Source organism: Sporosarcina sp. FSL K6-1540, assembly GCF_038620285.1.
Lineage (GTDB): Bacteria > Bacillota > Bacilli > Bacillales_A > Planococcaceae > Sporosarcina > Sporosarcina psychrophila.
Map to the genome: position 1 here is coordinate 2,129,378 of NZ_CP152018.1, position 22,878 is coordinate 2,152,255.

A 22,878-nucleotide genomic window follows, 5' to 3' on the forward strand; every position below is an offset into this window, starting at 1 on the left:
CCGAAAAGAAGAGGTGAAGGCTAATGCCAGCCCAGTTACTGTTGAATTTATTTATAGCTCTGCTCTGGATGCTCTTAATCGATGAGGATGAGCTAAAGTTTACGACTTTCTTTGCCGGCTTCCTGGTTGGGATAGGAATCATATTTTTCATGCATAGATTTTTCGGCACGCAATTCTACTTGCGCCGTTTGTATGCGACATTCAAGCTACTTTTCATCTTCATATCCGAATTGACCAAATCGAGCGTAGTTGTATTGAAACAAATACTTAGCCCAAAGCTGAAAATTAAACCGGGTATTTTTAAATATGAAACAGTCTTAGAGAGTGATTCAGAAGTGACGATGCTGTCGTTGCTTTTGACGCTGACCCCGGGGTCTGTCGTCATGGAAGTATCCCCTGAAGGAAATGTCCTGTTTATTCACGCGATGGACGTCGAACAATCTCGCGATGGACTTTTGATGCAACTGCATAACTTTGAAAGAGCAATCATGGAGGTGACCCGCTGATGATTCAAGCAATGCTGACGACTTCGCTCGTATTATTCTCAATAACGATTGCAATAGCTGTCATACGAATCATTCTCGGCCCTTCGATGCCGGACCGCGTTATCGGGCTCGATATGATTGGTGTAAACTTGATTGCTATGATAGCCGTAATTTCAGTGGTCATGAACACGAAAGCATTTTTAGAAGTCATTCTTATTTTGGGAATTCTATCGTTCATCGGTACAATTGCCTTCTCTAAATTCATCGAGAGGGGTGTTATCGTTGAACGTAAACACGATAGGTGAATTCGTAGGCGCTTTTCTGATTTTAACAGGCGGAGTTGCGAGCGTAATCAGTGTCTTTGGATTGCTTCGGCTGCCTGATGTCTACACGAGATCTCATGCTGCGACGAAAAGTTCGACGCTCGCTGTTTTGCTAACCTTGTCAGGCGCTTTTATTTACTTTTTGTTCAGTCAACATTTCGTAAGTGTACGCCTTCTTTTAGGAATTGTGTTCGTCTTTCTAACTGCACCGGTTGCCGGACATTTGATCGTCCGAGCGGCTTACCGGTCGAATGTGAAGTTAGCGGATATTTCTACTGAGGATGAATTATATGAGGTTTTGCATAAGGATAAAATAGAAGAGGATGGGACCGGCCGTTAGTGGCTGTCCTATCCTTTTTTTGTTGAGGGGATTTGGATGGATGATTGGTTGTGCTGTGTTAATGCTCGGTAGCGCGGATATATGATCGGTTGTGTTTCGTTAATGCTCGGTATCGCGGATATATGATTGGTTGTGCTGTGTTAATGCTCGGTAGCGCGGATATATGATCGGTTGTGTTTCGTTAATGCTCGGTATCGCGGATATATGATTGGTGAGATGCGTTAATGCTCGGTGTCGGGTATATATGATCGGTTGTGCTGCGTTAATGCTTGGTGTCGGGGATATATGATTGGTTGTGATGCGTTTATGCTCGGTGTCGGGTATATATGATCGGTTGTGATGCGTTTATGCTCGGTATCGCGGATATATGATTGGTTGTGATGCGTTAATGCTCGGTAGCGCGGATATATAATCGGTTGTGTTGAGTTACCACTTTTGCCCTAAGGTTTGTTTGGAGAAAGAAGGAATATAAATGAAATAGTAGAATACCATTAAGGGAGATAGGGAAGGTGCGTGAAATGGTGAAACAGGGGAAACGGATGGGGAAATGGCCAAAAATTATGTTGTCGGTGTTTGGATCAATTATAGTTTTGGCTATTGTGGTACTACTTATTGTAAATAGTTACATAGCGAAGTCGAAACCGTTTATTGATGGAGAAGTAAGTGTGGAAATTCTAGATGAAGATGTGACAATCGTCCGGGATGAGTTTGGCGTACCGCATATAACGGCGGAATCGGACGCGGATTTGTATAGGACTCAAGGCTATGTGCAAGCCCAAGACCGTTTATTTCAAATGGATATGGCTCGTAGGCAAGCGAGTGGTCGATTATCCGAAGTAGTTGGGGAAGTGGCTGTTGGAACGGATAAGAAGTTCCGTACATTTAGCTTGCGCTCGGCGGCCGAAGCGTCTTATGACGGCTATGGTGAGGAAGGGAAAAAGGTGCTCAGCTGGTATGCGGAAGGAGTCAATGCATTCATTGAGGAGGCGGAGCGAGATGGGAAGTTTCCGTATGAATTCAAGGTCCTGGGCTACACGCCTGAACCATGGACAGAAATCGATTCGCTGACGATAGGTAAGTATATGGCTTATGACCTCGGCGGAAACTGGGATAGTTTAGCGGTCAGGCATTGGGCGTTGAATAATTTCTCGGAAGACTTGGCGCGGGAGTTGTTCACCGTTTATCCGGAAAATGCGTCTTCTATTATTGAGGCTAACATTGCGAATCCGGTCGCTGTGGCTGGTCAGTTCGACCCTGATCTTGTGCCGCCTGAATTCAACGGTAGTAACAACTGGGTCGTGTCGGGGGATAAAACGGCTTCAGGATTACCGCTTCTAGCAGATGATCCGCATCTCGGGCTTGATACGCCGGCGATCTGGTATCAGATGCATTTGCAATCACCTGAACAAAACGTTAGCGGTGTTATTTTTGCAGGGATTCCAGGAATTATTCTTGGGCATAATGACGACGTTGCATGGGGTGTGACGAACGTTGGACCTGACGTACAAGATCTATATATCGAAACTCCGAATCCTGAAGATCGGACACAATTTCTCTATGATGGAGAATGGGAACAGGCTGAGGTAAGAGATGAAACGATTTCTGTAAAAGGCGAGGAGGATGTACCGTTTGAAGTAATGGTTACTCGGCATGGCCCGATTATTTCGGACATTCTTTACAAAGATGAAGATCCAAACGCGCTGTTTTCAATGCAATGGACAGCACTGGAACCGACAAAAGAACTCGAAGCGATTATGAAGATGAACAAAGCTTCCGACTGGGAAAGTTTTGAGATGGCTTTGGAAGACTTCCATGCACCAGCACAGAACTTTGTGTTTGCAGCGAATGACGGCACTATTGCTTATAAAGCGAACGGTCGTATTCCTATCAGGAAACAAGGGGATGCGCAATTGCCTGTACCAGGCGACTCTTCCGATTATGGCTGGACGGGCTACATTCCATATGATGAGTTGCCGCGTGTCGTGAATCCTAAAGAAGGGTTCATTGCCACAGCAAATAATCAAATTGTTGACGATTCATATCCGTATCATATTACAAAACTTTGGGCACAGCCTTATCGCTATGAACGAATAGCGGAAGTGCTTCGCGAAGGAGATAATTTCACGGCGGAAGATATGATGAAATTGCAGATGGATCAGAAGAACTTATACGCTCGTGAGTTCTTGGACGATATGATTGGTTCAATTGAAATGAAAGACGCCGCTGTCGGAAAGTACAAAGAAATTGTAAAAATGCTTCGCGAGTGGGATCAATATGATTCCGCAGATGCGGCGGCACCACTTGTCTTTCATAAATGGATAAAACAATTGCCAATTGGCATGCTCAGTGCAACGATGCCTGAGGACGTTTATGAGCTTCTGCCGGCGAAAGGGACAATTACCGACAAAATGTTGCGCGACGCTTATGCGGGTGAACCAGGGGCCTGGGTGGAAGAGTATGGCGGTGTTGATAAGTGGGTCTTCGATTCATTTGTAAATTCAATCGAAGAGATTGAAGGATTGTTCGGTGATAAAATCGCGGATTGGCAATGGGGAGATTTCCATCAGTTGGAGTTTCCGCACGCTCTATCAGGCGCATCTCCAATCTTTGAATATTTCTTAAATCCGAAGAAACAGGCAATCGGCGGTTCGAATGTTACAGTCCAGGCTGCAGCATTTCAGGCAGATGGTACTGTAAATCACGGTGCACCTTGGCGCTTTGTTGCCGATTTGTCCGATTTATCGAAAGCGAATCATATTGTAGGGCCGGGTCAAAGTGGCCACATAAAATCGCAATGGTTCCACGATCAAGCAGATGACTGGGTGAATGGTAATTACCATGAAACTGTTTTGGATGGGGACATTAAAGAAGGATATACGTTGAAGTTAAAAGCGGAGCGCTAATGCGCCCCGTTTTTAATTTGGTGAAACTTTGGAAACGCGGGTAAACCGATGCATTATCTTATCCACCGCTAAGAGCCTCTGTTATTTAACAATCAAAACCGGTGCTGTCACACGTTTTGCTACTTTATGACTCACACTGCCTAGCACCATTTCCTGAAAAGTATTCAGGCCACGGCTACCGAGAACGACAAGATCGAATTCACCACTATTGGCAAAATTAACGATGATTGGTCCAGGGTCACCGTGTTTGATGACAAGCTTAAAGGGGATTTGAAACTGCTCGAAAGCCTCCTCGATGGGCATGAGTCGCTTCTTGCGATCGATATGGAGATCATCACTGCTAGCATTATCAAGTACATCTGAACGTGTTCGGTCAAACTCAAGGATATAAAGGATTTCAACGGCCACTCCTTGGCATAACGAGGCAAGTTGAGCGGCATGTTTGGCTGCGCGGTGCGAGTTTACTGAGCCGTCGACCGCGACTAGTATTCGGTTATACATCGGAATCCCTACTTTCGTATGTCTGACATGTAAAGTTACATTGTTAGTAAGTATAAGTCTTCTACGCCTATCTGTTAAACCCTTCTTTTGAGTAATAAATCAAGCGGAAATTTACATTCAAAGCACCGTTTGATTAGCCTTGCAATTACAAGAGGAATTACATATACTAAAGTTAATCAAACAACCATTTGAATGAGGTGTAAATATGACGGTAAAAGAAGTTTGTGAAGTGACAACGGTTCATGAAGAAGTTGTGAATCGGGTACAGAAGGCGCTCCCTGATGTGGGTGCTGCTGTCGCGATATTTAAAGCGTTGGCGGATGAAACCAGATTAAAAATTGCTTTTTCGCTGACACTAGAAGAAGAAATGTGTGTATGTGACGTTGCGGCAGTGATTGGTTCTTCCGTTGCGACAGCTTCCCACCACTTACGCTATTTGCGCGAACAAGCACTTGCTAAATCAAGGAGAAAAGGGAAGATGGTTTACTATTCGCTCGCAGACGATCACGTCCACCAACTTGTGAAAGTCGCACACGAGCATACGATAGAGGGTGTTGAGCATGGCAACGGTTGAGAAGAAAGAATATAGGTTGGAGAATCTAACATGTGCCAGTTGTGCGATGAAGTTTGAAAAAAACGTTAAAAACCTGCCTTCTATTGAGGATGTACAAGTGAATTTTGGTGCATCAAAATTAGCATTTAGTGGCAGTGCAACGATTGAAGACCTCGAAGCAGCAGGTGCTTTTGACGGCATTAAAGTTGTCCCACTTCAGAATAAGAAGATTGAGCCGAAAACGTCTTTCTTTAAACGGAAAGAAAATCTCGTTACCCTTTTTTCATTGCTTTTCTTACTAATAGGGATGTATGTGTCATTTCGTTACGCTGAAACACATCCTGCAGCAATTGCCCTATTTGCAATTGCCATTGTAATTGGTGGAACAAGCATATTCAAAACAGGATTGCGAAATTTGGTCCGTTTCGAATTCGATATGAAAACGCTGATGACGATTGCCATTATTGGTGCTGCCATTATTGGGGAATGGCGTGAAGGTGCGGTTGTCGTCTTCCTGTTTGCGGTTAGTGAAGCGTTAGAAGCCTATTCAATGAATAAAGCACGACAGTCCATCCGACAATTGATGGATATTGCACCGCCTTCCGCCCTCGTAAAACGAGGGGAAACGTTTATGGAACTTCCGACAGAAGATATCATCGTCGGCGATATTCTAATCGTAAAACCAGGTCAGAAAATCGCTATGGACGGCGCTGTTCTAACGGGTTCATCTACGGTCAATCAAGCAGCGATTACAGGGGAATCCATCCCTGTCCAAAAAAAATCTGGTGATAATGTATTCGCGGGCACGCTTAATGAAGAGGGTGCACTTGAAGTAACGGTTACAAAGCTTGTCGGCGATACAACAATTGCGAAGATCATCCATCTCGTAGAAGATGCGCAAGCAGAAAAAGCACCATCTCAAAAGTTCGTTGATAAATTCGCGAAATACTACACACCTGCAATCATCGTGATTGCAATTCTTGTGGCCATAATACCACCATTACTCGGTGGCGATTGGAACGCGTGGATCTACCAAGGTCTTGCTGTACTCGTCGTCGGTTGTCCATGTGCACTTGTTGTCTCTACACCAGTTGCGATTGTCACAGCGATTGGTAACGCGGCACGTCAAGGCGTGCTGATTAAAGGCGGTATCCACCTCGAAGAAACAGGAAGACTTGACGTTATTGCGTTCGATAAAACCGGAACGTTAACGAAAGGGTATCCGGAAGTAACGGATTTCATCGTAGGTAAAGAAATCGCTCAAGAGCAATTATTAAGTGCAATCGCAGCAGTCGAGTCAATGTCACAGCATCCGCTTGCAAAAGCGGTTGTCGATTACGCGCATCAACATGGTGCGCAGAAAGTCGCTGTGTCCAATTTTCAATCGGTTACCGGAAAAGGCGCTTATGCTGAAATTGATGGCATGACGACTTATATTGGCAGCCTAAGCTGGGCACAAGAACTTTCTTCATTGCCAGAAGACATATTACAGCAAGCGGCATCCCTTCAACGACAAGGAAAGTCTGTCATGGCGATTGTCACGGGTACTGATTTTAGCGGACTGCTAGCCGTGGCGGATCCCATACGTGCGGAAAGTCGTGACGTCCTTGAACAACTGAAAAGTATAGGTATCCGTCATACAGTCATGCTGACAGGCGATCACCAAGTAACGGCAGAAGCAATTGCTGCTGAGCTCGGTGTTACGGATGTACGCGCCGGACTAATGCCGGAAGACAAATTAACAGCGATTAAACAATTGAGTGACGAATATGGCCGTGTTGCCATGGTTGGTGATGGCATCAATGACGCGCCTGCCTTAGCTGCAGCTTCAGTTGGTATAGCAATGGGTGGAGCAGGAACGGACGCTGCATTGGAAACAGCAGATATTGCACTAATGGCAGATGATTTAGGGAAATTACCTTATACAATGAAATTAAGCCGAAAAACATTGCGAATCATCAAAGAAAACATTATGTTTGCATTAGGCTTAAAAATTATAGCATTGCTTCTTATCATTCCCGGTTGGCTGACATTATGGATTGCCATCTTCGCGGATATGGGTGCCACGCTACTCGTTGTGCTGAACTCGTTGCGGTTGCTACGCGTTCATAAGTAAGTAGTTTCTATACGGAGGCGAATTCTAATGTATTTACAAGAGTGGACAATGGAAGAGCAGGAGCAACTTATTCATTTCATGACAACTAATACGTGGCCTTACCACGGTAACTCTGATCCGGGACGTCATTTGATTGAAAAAACAATCGAAGAGGGCGGCTATGAGTCGGATGAAGTCAAAACGTTTTGGGTGGAAAATGACGCCGGAGAAAAAGTAGGAATCGTAAAAATTTACGACTTGCAAGATGAAATTCCGTTGTTCGATTTACGTATTGCAGATATGTCGAGGGGATATGGCTACGGCCCGAAGGCTCTTCGACTTGTCGCGGAATATGTATTCGGATTGCCAGGCAAGAAAATTCGTCTCGAAGGTCATACGAGACAAGATAATCTTGCGATGCGAAAAACGTTCGAACGTGCAGGCTTTGTCAAGGAAGCACATCTTCGGAAAGCTTGGTTTTCGCCTAAAGAACATTCCTATTATGATGCAGTGACCTATGGTATTACGCGGGAAGATTTCATGGCGGGAACGACAACGCCTGTGATTTGGGAAGACGGAGAGAAGTCACGAGGTTCTGCGGCATCCCCTCGTATCCCGGATTTCGCGGAGTCATTCGAATCAGAACGGCTTGTCATTCGGGCTCCTGAACTTGGCGATGCAACAGATGCTTGGAATGCGATTAGGGCTTCATTACCTGCGCTTCGCAAGTGGATGCCATGGGCGCAACCGGAACCGGAGCTGCATATGACAGAAGAAAGCTTGCGAAAAGCAGTTGCAAATTTCATCACAAGACAAGACCTGCGCTTCCATGTTTACCATAAAGAAACCGGGAAGTTTGTCGGTTCATCGGGACTACATCGAATCGATTGGTCGATTCCGAAATTCGAGATTGGCTACTGGCTAGCTACAGAATTTGAAGGCCAGGGCTATATGACCGAAGCCGTTAAACATATTGAAAAATTTGCCTTCGAAAAGCTTGGAGCGCGCAGAGTGGAAATTCGTTGTGATGAAGAAAACATGAAAAGTCGTAGCGTCGCAGAACGTGCAGGGTTCACCCTCGAAGGAATTTTGAAACAAGATTCCTTATCCCCCGATGGTAATGTTTTACGAAATACATGCATCTATGCGAAAATAGACTAAAGAAAAGCGGAAGCGGCCCGTATAGACGCGACAGGCATAAAACGGACCGGCGACGCGGTGCTCTTCCCGCACAGCTGGTCTGGCTTATGACCCGAGCGTCTGGCCGCTGTAGCTAGACAATATAAGGAATGCAGCTTAAGTGCGCGACGTCCTGTCGCAACAGCTGCATGACCTACTTCGTGTAGGCCTAAGCTCCAGGCGCCGTCTAGCTCCGAAAAGCGGAAGCGGCCCGCATAGACGCGACAGGCATAAGACGGACCGGCGACGCGGTGTTCTTTACCCGGGAAGGATGCACTTCAATCCTTCCTAGCTGGTCTGGCTTATGACCCGAGCGTCTGGCCGCTGAAGCTAGACACTAAAAAAGGGATGCCGACTAATGTCGACATCCCTTTCGTTACACGCTTCGTTTTCCGGAAATAAGATTGAAAATAAATGCAATAACCGCGATGACTAGAAGAATGTGAATTAGTCCTCCGCCAATCTTGAATACGAGACCTAACAACCAAAACACGAATAATGCTACAATGAGTAACCATATAATTCGACCCATGTGAATTCCCCCTTTACTGATGTATTCTATCTTTACCCCCGCCAATTAAAAGTTAAACTAGGGACGTTTGAAAAGTAGTGATTGGGAATGAGACTGGGTATACATACTGGAGGCGGTACAGTTGGCAACACCAGGTATGGAAGATTATCTTGAACAGATTTATTTGCATATCGAAGCGAAAGGCGTTGCACGTGTATCGGATGTAGCTGAATCCTTGGCGGTTCTCCCTTCATCCGTTACAAAAATGGCTCAGCGTCTCGACAAGGAAGGCTATATTGTTTATGAACGCTACAAAGGTCTCGAATTGACAGGAAAAGGGTTTTCGTTCGGAAAAAAACTTGTTCGACGTCATGATCTCCTTGAACAGTTTCTTCGCATTATTGGAGTCGATGAAGAAAATATTTATGGGGACGTGGAAGGAATTGAACATCACCTAAGCTGGAATGCGATGGATCGAATAACTGATCTGGTCGAAGCGATGGGACAAGACGAAGAATTTGTTAGAAAATTACGTGTAATGGATCAGGAGAAAGAGGTAGATAAATAATGGAACAACTAAAATCAGGTTATGCGGTGGAGTTAGAAGTGTTGGAGCAAGACGGTTCAAGATGGATATTGGGTGGCGATAGCGAACAAGAACATATTATGTTGAATGCATCTGATGCAGACGAAAACATTCAAGAAGGAGATAAAGTAAAAGTTTTCCTTTACATGAATAGACGCGGAGAGCTTTCTGCGACGATGCAGATTCCACACATGACAGCTGAGACATTTGGCTGGGCACGTGTAATACGTGTGGATGACCATGAAGGTGTTTATGTTGATATCGGTTCTTCAATCGAAGTGCTTGTGAATAAAAATGATATGCCTAAAGTGCGGGCTCTATGGCCGAAGGTAGACGATGCGTTGTATATGACGCTTCGAATGGATTTGGGCGGTACTATTTTCGGCCGACTTGCTACAGAAGAACGCGTATTAGAACAAATCATTGAAGCGCCTACTTCCGTCTTTAACATGGACTTGAAGGCAAGAGCGTATCGCTTGTTACCAGTTGGTTCGTTTATGCTTAGCATTCCTGAAAATTACCGTATTTTCATCCACAATACAGAACAGGAACGTGAACCTCGTCTCGGCCAAGAAATGACTGTCCGTATTATTGGTGTCCGTGAAGATGGAACAGTGAACGGATCGATGTTGCCTCGTAAAGAGGAGCGTCAGGGAGACGATGCTGAAAAAATCCTTCGTTATTTGAATGAAGCTAAGGGACGTATGCCCTTCACGGATAAATCAACACCTGACGAGATAAAAGAAATGTTCAATATGAGTAAAGCATCATTCAAACGTGCACTTGGTAAACTCATGAAAGAAGGCAGAATTGAACAGAATGATGGATGGACATTGTTGAAATAATACCGAAGTTCGGGAACCTTTATCAACCGGGAATCGTATTAATTCCTAGAAAGAGGGGGAATCAACATGAAACGTCTACTGACAATAATGATGGCGGCTGTACTGGTAATCGGAATCACGGTTCCGGCGACCGTACATGCAGAAGATCCAGTCATCAATGAAAAACTAGGTGTACCAATCGTTGTTTACGGTGCAGATTTATCAGACGCAGAAAAAGAAAGTGTGAAGAATAGTTTGGGCGTTGCACAAGAAGCGGAAGTGGAAGAAATATCCGTTGATGGCAGTGACCTTGTGAAATATATTAAAGATGGCAATGGCAAGGCACGTATGTATTCTTCAGCTAAAATCACGAGGCAGGAAGAAGGCAAAGGGCTTGTCATCACGATTGTTACACAGGATAATATTACACAGGTGACACCAGAAATCTATGCAACGGCAATGTTAACGGCCGGAATCGAAGACGCAATTGTCGAGGTAGCCTCACCGAAAAAAGTGACGGGCCATTCCGCGTTAGTTGGAATATACAAAGCCTATGAAGTGACTGGTGAGAAACTTGATACAGAGCGGACTGATGTCGCAAATGATGAATTGAATCTTGCGACGAAGTTTGCGAAAGAACCCGGTGTCGATAGTGACAAAGTAGCCGAGCTTCTAACGGAAATTAAAAAGCAAATCGCAGAGAAAAATCCGGCGACAAAAGAAGAGGTTGAGAAAATTGTCACAGAGCAAATGAAAAAGCTTAATATTAATTTAAGTGATGCGGATCGGCAATTGCTCATAGACTTAATGGACAGAATTAGAAATTTAGATATCGATTTCAATAAATTATCTGAGCAATTATCGGATATGACATCGAAAATAAAAGAAACACTCGGTGATATTGATCCTGGCTTTTGGGAAAGTGTGAAGGAGTTCTTTGCGAACCTTTTCGAATCCGTTCAGTCTTGGTTTAAGTAATCGGGAAGTAAAATGTTGTATTATGAAGGAGAATTTATTGAAAAGGGGTAGTTTAGATGGAATTCGAATTTGTTGAATTGGGCGGGGATGCATTCGCGTTCCGTTATGAACAAAATGGAGCGATGCTTGCAGAAATTACATGGACAATTCTTGGGGATGTGATGGTGATGGATCATACATTCGTTTCACCTGAACTCCGAGGACAAGGCGTTGCAAAAAAAATACTGGACCGTGCAGCGAGTTATGCGCGTGAACAAGAGTTAAAAATGGAGCCTGTCTGCTCGTATGTTGTAACAGCTTTTGAACGCTACAAAGATTATGATGATGTAAAAGTGTGAAAAATAATAAAAGGCAATCCATTTAGTTATAAAACTAAGGATTGCCTTTTATATTTCACGCGGTAAAGTTCGATTCATTCAAATCCCTCACAATAAAGTAATTAAGTACACTATACTAGTTAATACAGTAGCGCCGGCGACAGTATACATCATGTCGGCTTGACTGAAAATCAGTTTCTTCTCCATTTGTATCGTCCCCTTTCCTAATTTGGGCTATGATGCCTGCATATATACAGAATACCCGTTCACTATTTAATGAAACATCTTTGTCATGTTATTGTTTGAAAAAGTGAAACCTATCCTTCAGTTGAACGTATAATCATATATAGAGATTAAGAGAGAGGTGTATATCATGAGCCGTACAGTAGAAAGAGTATTATCGATAATAAGTGTCATATTTACGGCAGTAGGTGTTATTCTAAGTTTCGCCTCACTGGCTTTATTTAACTATGTGAAGTCGGAGCCGATGTTCCGTGTAGAATTCGATTCGGAGATGATGGCATATGATCCGACGCTAACACCAATGGAACTAGAGTCAATTTATTCGGTCTTTTCCCTAGTAGGTGGGTTTATGTGGTTAATCATTATCAGCTTAATCATTAGTTTTATCTTGACGATAATTGGGATTGTGAGCATTTGGAAGAACAAAAATCCTAAGCTTGCTGGGATTATGTTCATTATCGCAGGTTTGACTGCAGGGATTCTTTCCTTGACTTCAATTCTTCTGTACATTGCTGGAATCCTTTGTTTTACCAAGAAACCACCACTAACACAGGAGTCGCAGTTCGTGGATGATAAGTATGATGGAACAATGAGACCTTTATAATAATGTAAAAAAAACACTTTCCTCCAATTGGGGGAAAGTGTTTTTTAGTGTAAGGCAAGTGCTGGGGAATGAATACAAAATACATATTGGGCTGTTACTACAGGGTAACCCTCGAAATATTCTTCAAAGATATCAAGTAACTCAAAGCCTTGTTTCTCATAAAAGGCTCGTCCAACCGTATTGCGTTCGTCTACATAAACAAATAGTTTTTGTGCGTCTGAAAGTAACGACAAAGAGTATTCAACTAACTTTTTACCATAGCCCATTTTCTGATGCGATGGTAAAATATACATAGCAGTCAATTCAGAATCGCCATCTTCATCTTTTTTCGTGAAACTGGAAAAACCGATAGGAATACCTTCACATTCGGCTACTAGCACATACGTTTTCTCCATGCGCTTCAATAGCATCGCTTCTGAGTAGGAGCGATTGATAAATTTCTTTTGGATTTCTGCTGGAATAATATCTTTATAGGTTTCGTTCCAAGTCTTAAAAACAATCTGTTGAACGTGCATACTATCCATGGCAGTCATTAGTCGGATCATTGCACTGTCACCTCTGCATTTCTTTTTGTAATCATAACAAATAACTTGGATGAAAACTACCAATGTAATGAAAATGATATATATGGGAGAGATGCTGGATGAAGTGGACTTATAACGGATTTGGGGAATTAAGCGGTCATGAAGTATATGAAATGTTGAAGTTACGTGTTGATGTATTCATCGTGGAGCAAAATTGTGCGTATCATGAAGTTGATGGTCATGATTACGATGCGATTCATATATTCTGTAGCGATGGCGATGAGGAAGGACTGGCCGCCTATGCACGGCTTCTTCCGGCTAGTGTGAAGTATTTGGAGCCATCCATTGGTCGGGTCATCATCAGAGAGGACAAAAGGGGCACAGGGCTTGCACATATTCTTATGGAACGAAGCGTTGACTTTACCAAGAAACATTGGAAACCTGAAAAGATTCGATTGCAGGCTCAGCAACATCTTGTTGGATTTTATGAGAAGCATGGATTTAATGCGATTTCGGAGCCTTATGAAGATGGTGGAATTCCGCATGTGGATATGATTTTATCAAACGTATGAAAATGAAAGTTTCTAAACTGGCAGATGAGGGTATACTCTCTATACAATACTTTTTTCATTAAATCTGGGAGGAATGATTTGAATGGGTCGTAAACGAAATAATAATTTATTACTTGCAACGATGGCGGCGGGGGCTTATGCCTACTTCAGTAAAAAAGAAAATAGGGATAAGGCACAAGTGGCTTTTAGTAATATGAAAACAAAAGTTGATTCATTCATCGAATCACAAAAGTTGAATAGATCTTCCGAAACTAAAGTCGGACATTCGGATCCATATGATCTTCAAGATAACAAAATGGTAAGTGAAGGTGCTCAAACGAGTGTCCACTATTATAACCAAGAAATTGAAGATGATGTGAAGATGACCCCTGAAACAGATGGACTCTACCATAAAAAAGAACAAAACGAATTAGGCGCGGAACAATCCATCAAATAAAAATGTAGTACGATACCAAAAACACTTCCTACATGGAAGTGTTTTTTTATTAAATTATGTTAGGGATTCTTGCATTTGGGTATTGAGGGAAGAATGAAAAATATATACGACAGGCAACAACCCAGAAGCTCCTCCAGGATTCTACTCGTGAAGACGGAACAGAATGAAATTTATGAAGTACATACGAAAATTTTGTGCTCTGGAAGAATCTCAATACTACCTATGTTTTCCTGAAAATAAAATTCCTGATATATCTGAGCGATTCTATTTTGTAATCAAAGTTATTTCACACGCATAGATAAAAAATAAACCGGTCAAACACCTAGGCAATTCCGAAGAGGTCTGGCAGGAGATTATTTTCGTTACTCCATTACTGGGGAAGAAAAAATTTTCCGAACGGTCAATCGTTGTAATTTGAGGACTAGGTAAGGTATACTTTTTAATAGTTTGAAATAGTGAAGGTGAATCTAATGAAGAAGAAAATTGGATTAGTTACGATGTTAATGACCACTGCCGTTTTTCTAAGCGGTTGTGCAGGCATCGAGAACAAAGAAGGTACATTTTATAATCTTTTCGTTAAGCCGATGGATTGGTTACTGCATTTTTTCAGTGATTTCTTCAATGGGAATTACGGCCTGTCGATTATACTCATTACGGTATTAATCCGGTTGGTCCTAATGCCGCTTATGCTGAAAAACTATAAGTCGCAACAGAATATGAAAGTTAAAATGGATGCGCTCCGCCCTGAGATGGAAGACATTCAAAAGCGTTTGAAAGAAGCAAAAGAAAAAGAACAAAAAGATGAGCAAGTGAAGCTTCAGCAAGAAATGATGGGACTTTATTCGAAGCATGGTGTCAATCCACTTAATATGGGTTGTCTTCCGTTAGTCATCCAGATGCCAATCATCATGGGTCTCTACTTTGCTATCCTCAATTCTACTGAAGTACAAACACATGAGTTTCTTTGGTTTAATCTCGGAGAGCCGGATATGATTATGATGGTTCTTGCTGGTGCAGTTTACTTCGTCCAAGCACGTGTATCACTATGGACAATGCCGGAGCAGCAGAAGAAACAGATGAAAGCATTTATTTACTTATCGCCAGTTATGATTATGTTCATTTCATTCAAGGCGATGGCAGCACTACCCCTTTACTGGGCAGTTGGGGGACTTCTCCTTATCTTCCAAACGTACTTAGGCCGCAAGTTCTATTACAAGCATCCTGAACTGGTTGTAGAAGATGCTGAAGAGGTTATAAATGCTGAAGAAGTAAAAGAAGTAAAAGAAGTAAAAGAAGTAAAAGAAGTAAAAGAAGTAAAAGAAGTAAAAAAGATAGACACTAAAGACGATAAATGAAAGTAGGCTGGAGAGAAATCTTCGGCCTTTTTTCTGGTCAGATTACAGGAATCAGATAATGGTCAACATATGTAGATTACAAGGCATAGGAGGATATCGATGTGCAGACTAAATGGTTATTTGGAATCGGGATTGTAGCAGCCGCATTAGCTTCGGTCTATTTCATCATCAAGCTCGACTTGAACAACGCTGTTTTGTCGATGGTGGCTCTGTTTTCATTGACAAATGGGGCTCGGGCGAAATCATTTCGTGAGCAGGGTATGGTACGCGAGTCGAAATGGATGTTATGGATGTCTATTTTTTTCGGAGGCGCTTTTGTAGTGTTGCTCATATTTAATATTGTTAGGTAAGTTGAACATATGATTAACTATATATGTTGAATGAGTGATTCTATATAATCTCCAGCGAAGGCGTCCCCTAGCGTTGTTGGTAGGATTCTTTATTTCAACACATATAGGTAAAGAAAAGACGCTTACCGGGAACTGAAATTTCCGGTAAGCGTCTATTCTATTAATAGGTATATTTCTTTCTAGTCATCAGCACGATGATGATAGCCGGAATAGAACAAATAATCATACCGAGAAATGCGAGCCGTGGTGAAACGTCATATAAGTAACCACCTAAAAATGTCAGGATTGCGGTGCTCAGGCTCATCGCGAATGCTGCATACATTCCTTGTGCTGTAGCAAGTTGATCATGGGGCAGTTTTTGAGAAATGAATTTTATGAACGCAAAATGGGCTACACCAAACGACAAGGCATGGAGTATTTGAGTACCGATGAAAACAGATATGTATGGAAATAAAGCAATTAGTACCCATCTTACCGTGGATCCGATCCCTGCTATGAGAAACATCGTGGAGACTTTAAGGTTTGCAAGCAATCGATCAGCACGTGTAAAAAACAATATTTCAAATAACACTGCTATATTCAAGATAATCCCGATATAAAGACCATTAACACCAAGATTATCTAGGAAGATGAATCCGAAGTTATAATAGGACGCATGCGCCCCTTGTAAAAGGATGGCGAGTAGCAAGACGATTGCAAATTCTTTGGACGTCAAGAGCGATTTGAAATTGATGGCTTGTTTAGTAGTGTCGTCATGAACTGGATTTAATCGCAAAGCTTCTGGTGCTGGTCGCATGAAAAATAATGTTAAGATAGTTAACCCAACAATCATTATGTAAAGGATTGCTTGCTCAGTCCAAATAGCTGTAGCTGCTCCGATTAACAACAAAGCAACAGTGTAGCCAATTGATCCGAACGATCTGCTCTTTCCGTAATGAATTCCTTCTATCTGCATTAAAATAGACGCGCCGCTTTCGACGGCAGGCAATATCATCGGATAGATTGCACTGAATAGGACGGTAATAATAAGAAGTACGATGAAAGGTGAGTCTGGTAAATAGAGGAGCGTTAAAATAAGTGCTGTAAGTGAAATCCATTTCATCACACGGATCATGGATATTTTTCGAGTCAGATACGGGAAGATAAGGAATGTGGATAACGATCGTGCAATCATTCCAGCACCCATAATAAAACTTGCTGCTGTTACGGATAAACCTTTTTCAATTGTTAGCCAGCCAGTCCAATAGGGAAGAAATACGCCCCAAGTAAAGAAAAAAGCGAAAAAACTCATCGAAAGCCATCTTTGGTTCTTCATCCTATCGCTCCCTTGCAAACTATTCAATAATCGTGAAATTAAATGATAGCATACGCAGACCACAAAGAAAAATGATGGTAGACTATACATATATATTGAGAAGGTAGGCTTATTGATGAAACGAAAAAACAACTATACCAATAAGAAAAAAAAGGGTAAAGCTTTAACAATCACTTTAATTATTTCCGGCTTCATTATGACAGGACTCCTAATTGGACTTGGAATGAATGACTGGGATGTAGAAAAAAGTATTAAAAAAGGGCAGGAAGTCATTGGTATGTCTGTTGCAAATGGGGATGAGGACGCAGCCCACGAAACAGAACCAACCGAACTCCCTGACCTTGTAGAGCAACCAGATGCTGAAGAAACGAAAGAAGAGGACGAACCGGGGAAAGTGCAGGAGGTTACGCCTGAATCTCCATCCAAACCAACAAAAAACAACGGTGCAGGATCTGGTACTGAAGTAAAGCCGAATCCAGCGATTGACAACGGAGGATATATCGAAGGTCAGACGCTTCCTAAAGAACCGAAGTTTGTAAAAGGGATTTTACTCGCCAATAAAAAGTATCCGCTTCCGGCAACATACGCACCTGGAGAAGACAAAAAAGCGCGTGGGGCATTTGAAAGAATGGCGGCAGAAGCGAAACTTACAGGTTTTAATCTCAATGCATTCAGCACCTATCGCTCATTTGAATACCAGACGACACTTTACGAGAGATATGTTGCTCGTGATGGTGAGAAAGCGGCCGATACCTACAGTGCACGCCCGGGTTATTCTGAACATCAAACAGGGCTGGCATTCGATATTGGTGAAGTGAATTTCGAACAGCACTTTGCTTCATCATCATTTGGGGAAACAGAAGCAGGAAAATGGGTGGCAGCAAACGCTCACCGATTCGGCTTCGTTATGCGCTATCCAGTGGGGAAAGAACAGATTACAGGATATATGCATGAATCTTGGCATTTCCGTTATGTTGGTCTTGAAATTGCGGACGAAATTTTCAAACGCAATATCACATTGGAAGAATATCTAGGAGTCCAATAAACAGATTAGTGACTCATATTTTCATAGAACAAAAGGGACGTACCATTTTAGCGGTGCGTCCCTTTTGTTCTATGAAAAGAAAGTATTTAGGTCGGTGTTTAGACTCCAGACACCTTGCGCTTTTCTTAGTGTCTAGCTTCAGGCGCCAGCCGCTCGACTTATGCCTGTCGCGTCTAGCGGGCGTATTACGCCTTTCTTATATCATAAGATTGGTGAAAGTAGTCTTGAAACTGATTCTTTTAATTTAATGAGACGAGAACGTTCCAAATACATTTCATAGGTTAATTCAGTCGATAATTGCATATCCTGTTCGAAAAGCTCAGCTAATTCATGTGATTTTTCACGATCATAAATGAAGGCGTTGACTTCGAAATTCAATTTGAAGCTACGGACATCGATATTGGCAGTTCCGACAGTCGAAAGCTCATCATCAACGACAATTTGCTTGGTATGCAGGAAGCCGTTTTCATAAATATAAACTTTGGCTCCTGCTTTTAATAATTTACCAACATTTGAATAGGTTGCCCAGTATACAAACATATGGTCAGGCTTGTTCGGAATCATTATCCGCACATCGATTCCAGAGAGACATGCAATGCGTAGCGCGTCCAAGAAGCTGATATCTGGGATGAAATAAGGCGTTTGAATATAAATATATTTCTTCGCTATGAAAATCATTTTCAAATAACCGTCTTTAATCTGTTCCCATTCTGAGTCGGGTCCACTCGACACAATCTGCATCCCGACGGAACCTTTACGAGGGATAGCAGGGAAGAAGTGCTCTGCATATTCGATATCATTTTTTTCAGATGCTTGGTTCCAGTCCAATATAAACCTCGTCTGAAGCGGGTGTACCGCACTTCCTTCAATCCGCAGATGTGTATCGCGCCAATAGCCAAACTTCTTGTTCAGCCCCAAGTACTCATCGCCTACGTTGAATCCGCCAACATAACCAATTCGCCCGTCGATAACAACGATTTTACGATGGTTCCTGAAATTCATTCGAGGATTGATAAGCGGCATAGTAGCTGGGAAAAACGCTTCAACATCTCCTCCGTTATCAATCAGTTCCTTCAAGTGTCTCTTGCGAAGCCCTCGTGAACCGATATCATCGAAGAGTACACGCACTTTTACGCCTTGCTTCGCTTTTCGTATTAAAACGTTTAGTATCCTAGTCCCCAGGGTATCCAATTTGAAAATGTAAGTTTGAAAATGAATATGATCCTTTGCTTGCTCGAGGTCATGGATAAGTGCATCAAATTTAGCTGCGCCATCGTTGAAAACCTGAACGTCATTGTCTTGCGTCAAGACAGCGTGGTTATTTCTAAGATGAAGGTAAATCATATCCTTGTAGTGAGCTGTATCATCTAGCCTAAATTCGAGGGTATCTTCTTCTATTGCTTCAATTTGATAATCAATCAATTGATCGATACCAATTTTACTCCGTCCTTCCCACCGGAAAAGGTGTTTTTCCCTCAGTTGCCTGCCGAGTAAAAGGTAAATAAAGAAACCGAAAAAAGGAATGAAAAATATGACGAGGAGCCATGCCCAAGTTGAGGTTGGGTCTCTTCTTTCTAGAAAAATAAGGGCAATCGCAAGAAATATATTCAAAATAAAAACTGCCGTAACCGAGATGCTGATTAGTTGAGTCATAAGCGGCCTCCTTTACATATAATGCTTATCTTACTAGTATAACGGAAGACTTAGAAAAAAGAAGTAACAGTGGAAGTTAAGATAAAACCTACTTGACTGATAGACATTAATGGTTTAAAGTGTGCTTTATGCTACACGCTATCTAAAACTTAGGAGGAAGAAAAGTGAATACATTATTACTTATTTTAAACATTGCCGGGTTGCTCTTGCTCGTCGGTATACTATATAGTATGCATCGCAAAAAGGTTTCGTTTTCAAAACGTGTTTTCACCGGGCTGGGTCTCGGAATCGCATACGGACTTATTTTACACTTCGCATACGGTACAGATTCAACAGTATTGCAGGAGTCTATGCCGTGGTTTAACTTGATAGGAACAGGTTATGTTAAATTACTTCAGATGATTGTTATGCCACTCGTTTTCATTTCAATTCTTGGGGCATTCACGAAAATAACAATCGGCAAGAATTTTGGTAAGATGGCGGGATTGATATTAGGACTTCTTATTGGAACAACTGCAATCGCCGCGGTTATCGGGATTTCTGTTACACTTCTTTTCGGCCTTGATGCGAAGGAAATAGTGCAGGGGGAAGCTGAGCTTGCTCGCGGTGTTTCTATTGAAGAACGATCGGAAGGAGTCGCGGACCGTCCGTTGCCTGATCAGTTAATAGACTTATTGCCTGCGAATCCGTTTCTTGACTTCACAGGTGCACGACCAACTTCAACAATTGGGGTTGTCATCTTTGCGGCATTCCTTGGATTTGCGTATTTGACACTTACAAGAAGAGATGAAAAAAATGCAGCTACAGTGAAAAAGGGAATCGATGCAATCTATTCTCTGATCATGGGTGTTGTAAAGATTGTCTTGCGCTTGACTCCATACGGTATTTTAGCGATTATTGCAACCACCGTAGCGACGTCTGACTTTGCAGCTATCTATAGTCTAGGCAAGTTTGTACTTGCTTCGTATGTAGCGATTTTAATCATGTTCGGCATTCACTTAATCATTATTACGCTATCGGGATTAAACCCAATCACTTACGTGAAAAAAGCAGGGGAAGTATTGATATTTGCCTTCTCCTCAAGATCGAGTGCAGGGGCGCTTCCACTAAACATTGATACACAGACGAATCGTCTCGGCGTACCTGATGGTATTGCCAACTTTGCCGGATCATTCGGCCTGTCAATCGGTCAAAATGGTTGTGCTGGAATCTACCCTGCGATGCTTGCAGTGATGATTGCGCCTTCAGTAGGACAGAACCCGCTTGAACCGACATTCCTTGTTACATTGATCGCTATCGTGGCAATCAGCTCATTCGGAGTTGCTGGAGTTGGTGGCGGAGCAACATTCGCTGCGATTCTTGTTCTATCAGCACTGGACTTGCCGATTGTATTAGCAGGACTGCTGATTTCAGTAGAACCGCTCATCGACATGGGCCGTACAGCATTAAATGTCAGCGGATCCATGACGGCGGGTGTTACGACTGCACGTGTAACGGGTGAATTGGATAAAGACATGTACAACGCTCCGCTTGATAAGCAGACGGCTGAAGTATAATCGTGCAATCGGGCATAAATTTGCTTGACCGATCGTATAACGCTGCAATCGAGCATAAATTTGCTTGACCGATCATATAACGCTGCAATCGAGCATAAATGTGTTTGACCGATCGTATAACGCTGCAATCGAGCATAAATTTGCTTGACCGATCGTATAACTTTGCAATCGAGCATAAACTTGCTTGACCGATCATATAATATCGCAATCGAGCATAAATTTGGTTGACCGATCATATATCACTTCAGACCAATCATAAAACAAAAAATACCGCAGAAGACGCGATTGTCTTCTGCGGTATTTTTATTTTGTTAACAATTCATATGTCTCCAAAATGAAATCTTTATAAGGCGTACGGGGCATCATTGAAATGTTCTGCATGGCAAGTCCTGCAAGACGTCTCGCTTCAATAAGATTGCCTAATTCCATGTAGCAAAGTGCTTTATATGCATCCTTTTCATAAAAAATCGACAAGTCGAATGGATGATGGGTATAGTCTGCAATCTTCACTTTTTCGAGGGCCACGAGTGCATGTTCAAATTCATTTAATCCGAAAAAGGATTTTCCTTTTTCTAGATTAATAAAGGGACTGTAGTCATTAGAATACTTACCTTTATCTAAGAACTGATCCCATTGTTCTTGCGCTTCCTTGTAGGACTTTTTGAAAGAATTTAAATAATGAACTTCCGCAAACTTCGTGAAAAATATTGCTTCTTTATCTTCCGTGAAATCCCCGTATTGGGTTAATTTCTTTAAATAATAAGCGTATTGGTCTTCATCTTCCTCCATAATTGCATGAGCGGTTGCTAGCCTATATAAGTGGTCGATACGATAAAATACCCGCTCCTGCCTTGAGAATTCAATACCGCTTTTCATGACTCGTATGGCAGACTCGGAATCTCCTACTGCAAAAAGGAGAACAGCTTCCATATAATCGAGGTCAAGCCGTGTCATCGGATCGATAAATGCATTTCGAGCTTCGATTTCGGAACGTTCGTGGAGCAAAGTACTTAGTGATTGTGCATAGTTATGCTCGGTAAATTTGACAAATGCCCGGAATATTCCTATGCTTGCGCGCCTCGGAATGATGTTCATCAGATCATACATTGTTGCAGCTCGATCGGAAAATACTTGCCATCCACTCTTTTTTTCATAATAAATACAGCGACTATATATTTCCAATAGGCGCGCTGATTCATAACCTTGTGTCAATTTTGGGACATAGGGCTCAACTAGCGTGATGAGCTGAGTGTATTCATCAGTCCGTACGTCAAATTCGGTATTATATAGAATCTCCGCTTTCTCAAGCAGTGCTCTTAGTTCATATGTACTCACTTCTTCCAATAACTCCACCACTTCTACACCGAGTCTTTCTGCTATATAAGATAGGCTTTCCATCGAAGGATTCGCCTTGTTATTCTCGATCAGACTGAGCATGCCTTTTGTTAGCTCATCACCCGCTAAAGCCTCCAACGTCAATTTCCGTTGTTTGCGTAATTTGCGTATTCGCTCACCTAACGTTTCGATAGGTCACACCTCCACTGTTTTAATTACGTAGTTTAATTATATTAAACTTTAACTTGTAATGGAAGTGTTTATCATGTTATTATTCGTTTAATGAAATTAAACA

General features: G+C 42.3%; 24 protein-coding genes. 18 read left to right on the forward strand and 6 right to left on the reverse strand.

Features of this window, described 5'->3' with window-relative positions:
- The first annotated feature begins 23 nt into the window (after positions 1–23).
- The 4 genes from MKY15_RS09875 (at position 24) to MKY15_RS09890 (ending at position 4,051) form a co-directional block, all read left to right on the forward strand.
- The gene (locus MKY15_RS09875; protein ID WP_067205208.1) at positions 24–506 is read left to right on the forward strand and encodes a Na+/H+ antiporter subunit E; all 483 of its coding nucleotides are present in this window, start codon (positions 24–26) and stop codon (positions 504–506) included.
- On the forward strand, positions 506–790 hold the full coding sequence (locus tag MKY15_RS09880) for a Na(+)/H(+) antiporter subunit F1 (protein ID WP_067205211.1): 285 nt from the start codon (positions 506–508) through the stop codon (positions 788–790). The genes MKY15_RS09875 and MKY15_RS09880 overlap by 1 nt, the downstream gene beginning before the upstream one ends.
- Positions 768–1,148 carry a Na+/H+ antiporter subunit G gene (locus MKY15_RS09885; protein ID WP_067205214.1) on the forward strand — a complete coding sequence of 127 codons (381 nt, stop codon included), beginning with the start codon at positions 768–770 and terminating at the stop codon, positions 1,146–1,148. The genes MKY15_RS09880 and MKY15_RS09885 overlap by 23 nt, the downstream gene beginning before the upstream one ends.
- Before the next feature lie 518 nt (positions 1,149–1,666).
- Positions 1,667–4,051 (forward strand): penicillin acylase family protein, encoded by a 2,385-nt coding sequence (locus MKY15_RS09890; RefSeq protein WP_342539733.1) that lies wholly within the window; start codon positions 1,667–1,669, stop codon positions 4,049–4,051.
- Between the two features lie 81 nt (positions 4,052–4,132).
- Here MKY15_RS09890 and MKY15_RS09895 read toward each other — a convergent pair whose 3' ends face one another.
- Complete coding sequence (locus tag MKY15_RS09895; protein ID WP_067205217.1) at positions 4,133–4,552, reverse strand: universal stress protein; 420 nt, start codon at positions 4,550–4,552, stop codon at positions 4,133–4,135.
- A 205-nt stretch (positions 4,553–4,757) separates the two neighbouring features.
- Here MKY15_RS09895 and MKY15_RS09900 point away from each other — a divergent pair, with 205 nt between their 5' ends.
- From MKY15_RS09900 to MKY15_RS09910, 3 genes are read left to right on the forward strand one after another with little or no spacing between them, the layout of a single operon-like run.
- The gene (locus tag MKY15_RS09900) at positions 4,758–5,126 is read left to right on the forward strand and encodes a metalloregulator ArsR/SmtB family transcription factor (protein ID WP_067205220.1); all 369 of its coding nucleotides are present in this window, start codon (positions 4,758–4,760) and stop codon (positions 5,124–5,126) included.
- Positions 5,113–7,221 (forward strand): heavy metal translocating P-type ATPase, encoded by a 2,109-nt coding sequence (locus MKY15_RS09905; protein ID WP_342539601.1) that lies wholly within the window; start codon positions 5,113–5,115, stop codon positions 7,219–7,221. The genes MKY15_RS09900 and MKY15_RS09905 overlap by 14 nt, the downstream gene beginning before the upstream one ends.
- Positions 7,222–7,248: 27 nt before the next feature.
- Entirely contained in the window at positions 7,249–8,361 is a 1,113-nt protein-coding gene (locus tag MKY15_RS09910) for a GNAT family N-acetyltransferase (RefSeq protein ID WP_067205225.1), read from the forward strand.
- Between the two features lie 394 nt (positions 8,362–8,755).
- Here the strand turns inward: MKY15_RS09910 and MKY15_RS09915 are convergent, their stop codons facing one another.
- Entirely contained in the window at positions 8,756–8,902 is a 147-nt protein-coding gene (locus MKY15_RS09915) for a lmo0937 family membrane protein (protein ID WP_156476133.1), read from the reverse strand.
- A gap of 130 nt (positions 8,903–9,032) precedes the next feature.
- On the opposite strand from MKY15_RS09915, the gene mntR reads away from it, so the two are divergent.
- The 5 genes from mntR (at position 9,033) to MKY15_RS09940 (ending at position 12,442) form a co-directional block, all read left to right on the forward strand.
- Positions 9,033–9,458, forward strand: a complete 426-nt coding sequence (gene mntR, locus MKY15_RS09920) for a transcriptional regulator MntR (RefSeq protein WP_067205228.1) — start codon at positions 9,033–9,035, stop codon at positions 9,456–9,458.
- Positions 9,458–10,321 (forward strand): S1-like domain-containing RNA-binding protein, encoded by an 864-nt coding sequence (locus MKY15_RS09925; protein WP_067205231.1) that lies wholly within the window; start codon positions 9,458–9,460, stop codon positions 10,319–10,321. Before mntR ends, MKY15_RS09925 begins: the two co-directional genes overlap by 1 nt.
- 66 nt (positions 10,322–10,387) lie before the next feature.
- Positions 10,388–11,278 (forward strand): DUF1002 domain-containing protein, encoded by an 891-nt coding sequence (locus MKY15_RS09930; RefSeq protein WP_187046540.1) that lies wholly within the window; start codon positions 10,388–10,390, stop codon positions 11,276–11,278.
- 56 nt (positions 11,279–11,334) lie between these two features.
- Positions 11,335–11,616: a GNAT family N-acetyltransferase gene (locus MKY15_RS09935; protein ID WP_067205236.1), complete on the forward strand. Its 282-nt coding sequence runs from the start codon at positions 11,335–11,337 to the stop codon at positions 11,614–11,616.
- Between the two features lie 352 nt (positions 11,617–11,968).
- On the forward strand, positions 11,969–12,442 hold the full coding sequence (locus MKY15_RS09940; protein ID WP_338653771.1) for a DUF4064 domain-containing protein: 474 nt from the start codon (positions 11,969–11,971) through the stop codon (positions 12,440–12,442).
- Positions 12,443–12,486: 44 nt separating this feature from the next.
- Here MKY15_RS09940 and MKY15_RS09945 read toward each other — a convergent pair whose 3' ends face one another.
- Positions 12,487–12,987, reverse strand: a complete 501-nt coding sequence (locus MKY15_RS09945) for a GNAT family N-acetyltransferase (protein WP_187046542.1) — start codon at positions 12,985–12,987, stop codon at positions 12,487–12,489.
- Positions 12,988–13,085: 98 nt separating this feature from the next.
- On the opposite strand from MKY15_RS09945, the gene MKY15_RS09950 reads away from it, so the two are divergent.
- The 4 genes from MKY15_RS09950 to MKY15_RS09965 all read left to right on the forward strand — a co-directional run bounded on the left by MKY15_RS09950 (position 13,086) and on the right by MKY15_RS09965 (position 15,679).
- Positions 13,086–13,538, forward strand: a complete 453-nt coding sequence (locus MKY15_RS09950; RefSeq protein WP_342539604.1) for a GNAT family N-acetyltransferase — start codon at positions 13,086–13,088, stop codon at positions 13,536–13,538.
- Between the two features lie 82 nt (positions 13,539–13,620).
- Entirely contained in the window at positions 13,621–13,974 is a 354-nt protein-coding gene (locus MKY15_RS09955) for a hypothetical protein (protein WP_187046544.1), read from the forward strand.
- Between the two features lie 470 nt (positions 13,975–14,444).
- The gene (yidC, locus tag MKY15_RS09960; protein WP_342539606.1) at positions 14,445–15,329 is read left to right on the forward strand and encodes a membrane protein insertase YidC; all 885 of its coding nucleotides are present in this window, start codon (positions 14,445–14,447) and stop codon (positions 15,327–15,329) included.
- A gap of 101 nt (positions 15,330–15,430) precedes the next feature.
- On the forward strand, positions 15,431–15,679 hold the full coding sequence (locus MKY15_RS09965; RefSeq protein WP_067205252.1) for a hypothetical protein: 249 nt from the start codon (positions 15,431–15,433) through the stop codon (positions 15,677–15,679).
- 160 nt (positions 15,680–15,839) lie between these two features.
- On the opposite strand, the gene MKY15_RS09970 is transcribed toward MKY15_RS09965, so the two are convergent.
- Positions 15,840–16,994, reverse strand: a complete 1,155-nt coding sequence (locus MKY15_RS09970) for an MFS transporter (protein ID WP_187046546.1) — start codon at positions 16,992–16,994, stop codon at positions 15,840–15,842.
- A gap of 115 nt (positions 16,995–17,109) precedes the next feature.
- Here MKY15_RS09970 and MKY15_RS09975 point away from each other — a divergent pair, with 115 nt between their 5' ends.
- Positions 17,110–18,039: a M15 family metallopeptidase gene (locus MKY15_RS09975; RefSeq protein ID WP_342539734.1), complete on the forward strand. Its 930-nt coding sequence runs from the start codon at positions 17,110–17,112 to the stop codon at positions 18,037–18,039.
- A 201-nt stretch (positions 18,040–18,240) separates the two neighbouring features.
- Here the strand turns inward: MKY15_RS09975 and cls are convergent, their stop codons facing one another.
- Entirely contained in the window at positions 18,241–19,692 is a 1,452-nt protein-coding gene (gene cls, locus MKY15_RS09980; protein ID WP_067205257.1) for a cardiolipin synthase, read from the reverse strand.
- Between the two features lie 230 nt (positions 19,693–19,922).
- Between cls and MKY15_RS09985 the strand changes: the two genes are divergently transcribed.
- Positions 19,923–21,248: an L-cystine transporter gene (locus MKY15_RS09985; RefSeq protein WP_082786789.1), complete on the forward strand. Its 1,326-nt coding sequence runs from the start codon at positions 19,923–19,925 to the stop codon at positions 21,246–21,248.
- Positions 21,249–21,551: 303 nt separating this feature from the next.
- Here MKY15_RS09985 and MKY15_RS09990 read toward each other — a convergent pair whose 3' ends face one another.
- Positions 21,552–22,775: a helix-turn-helix transcriptional regulator gene (locus tag MKY15_RS09990; protein ID WP_340742573.1), complete on the reverse strand. Its 1,224-nt coding sequence runs from the start codon at positions 22,773–22,775 to the stop codon at positions 21,552–21,554.
- Positions 22,776–22,878: the final 103 nt, after the last annotated feature.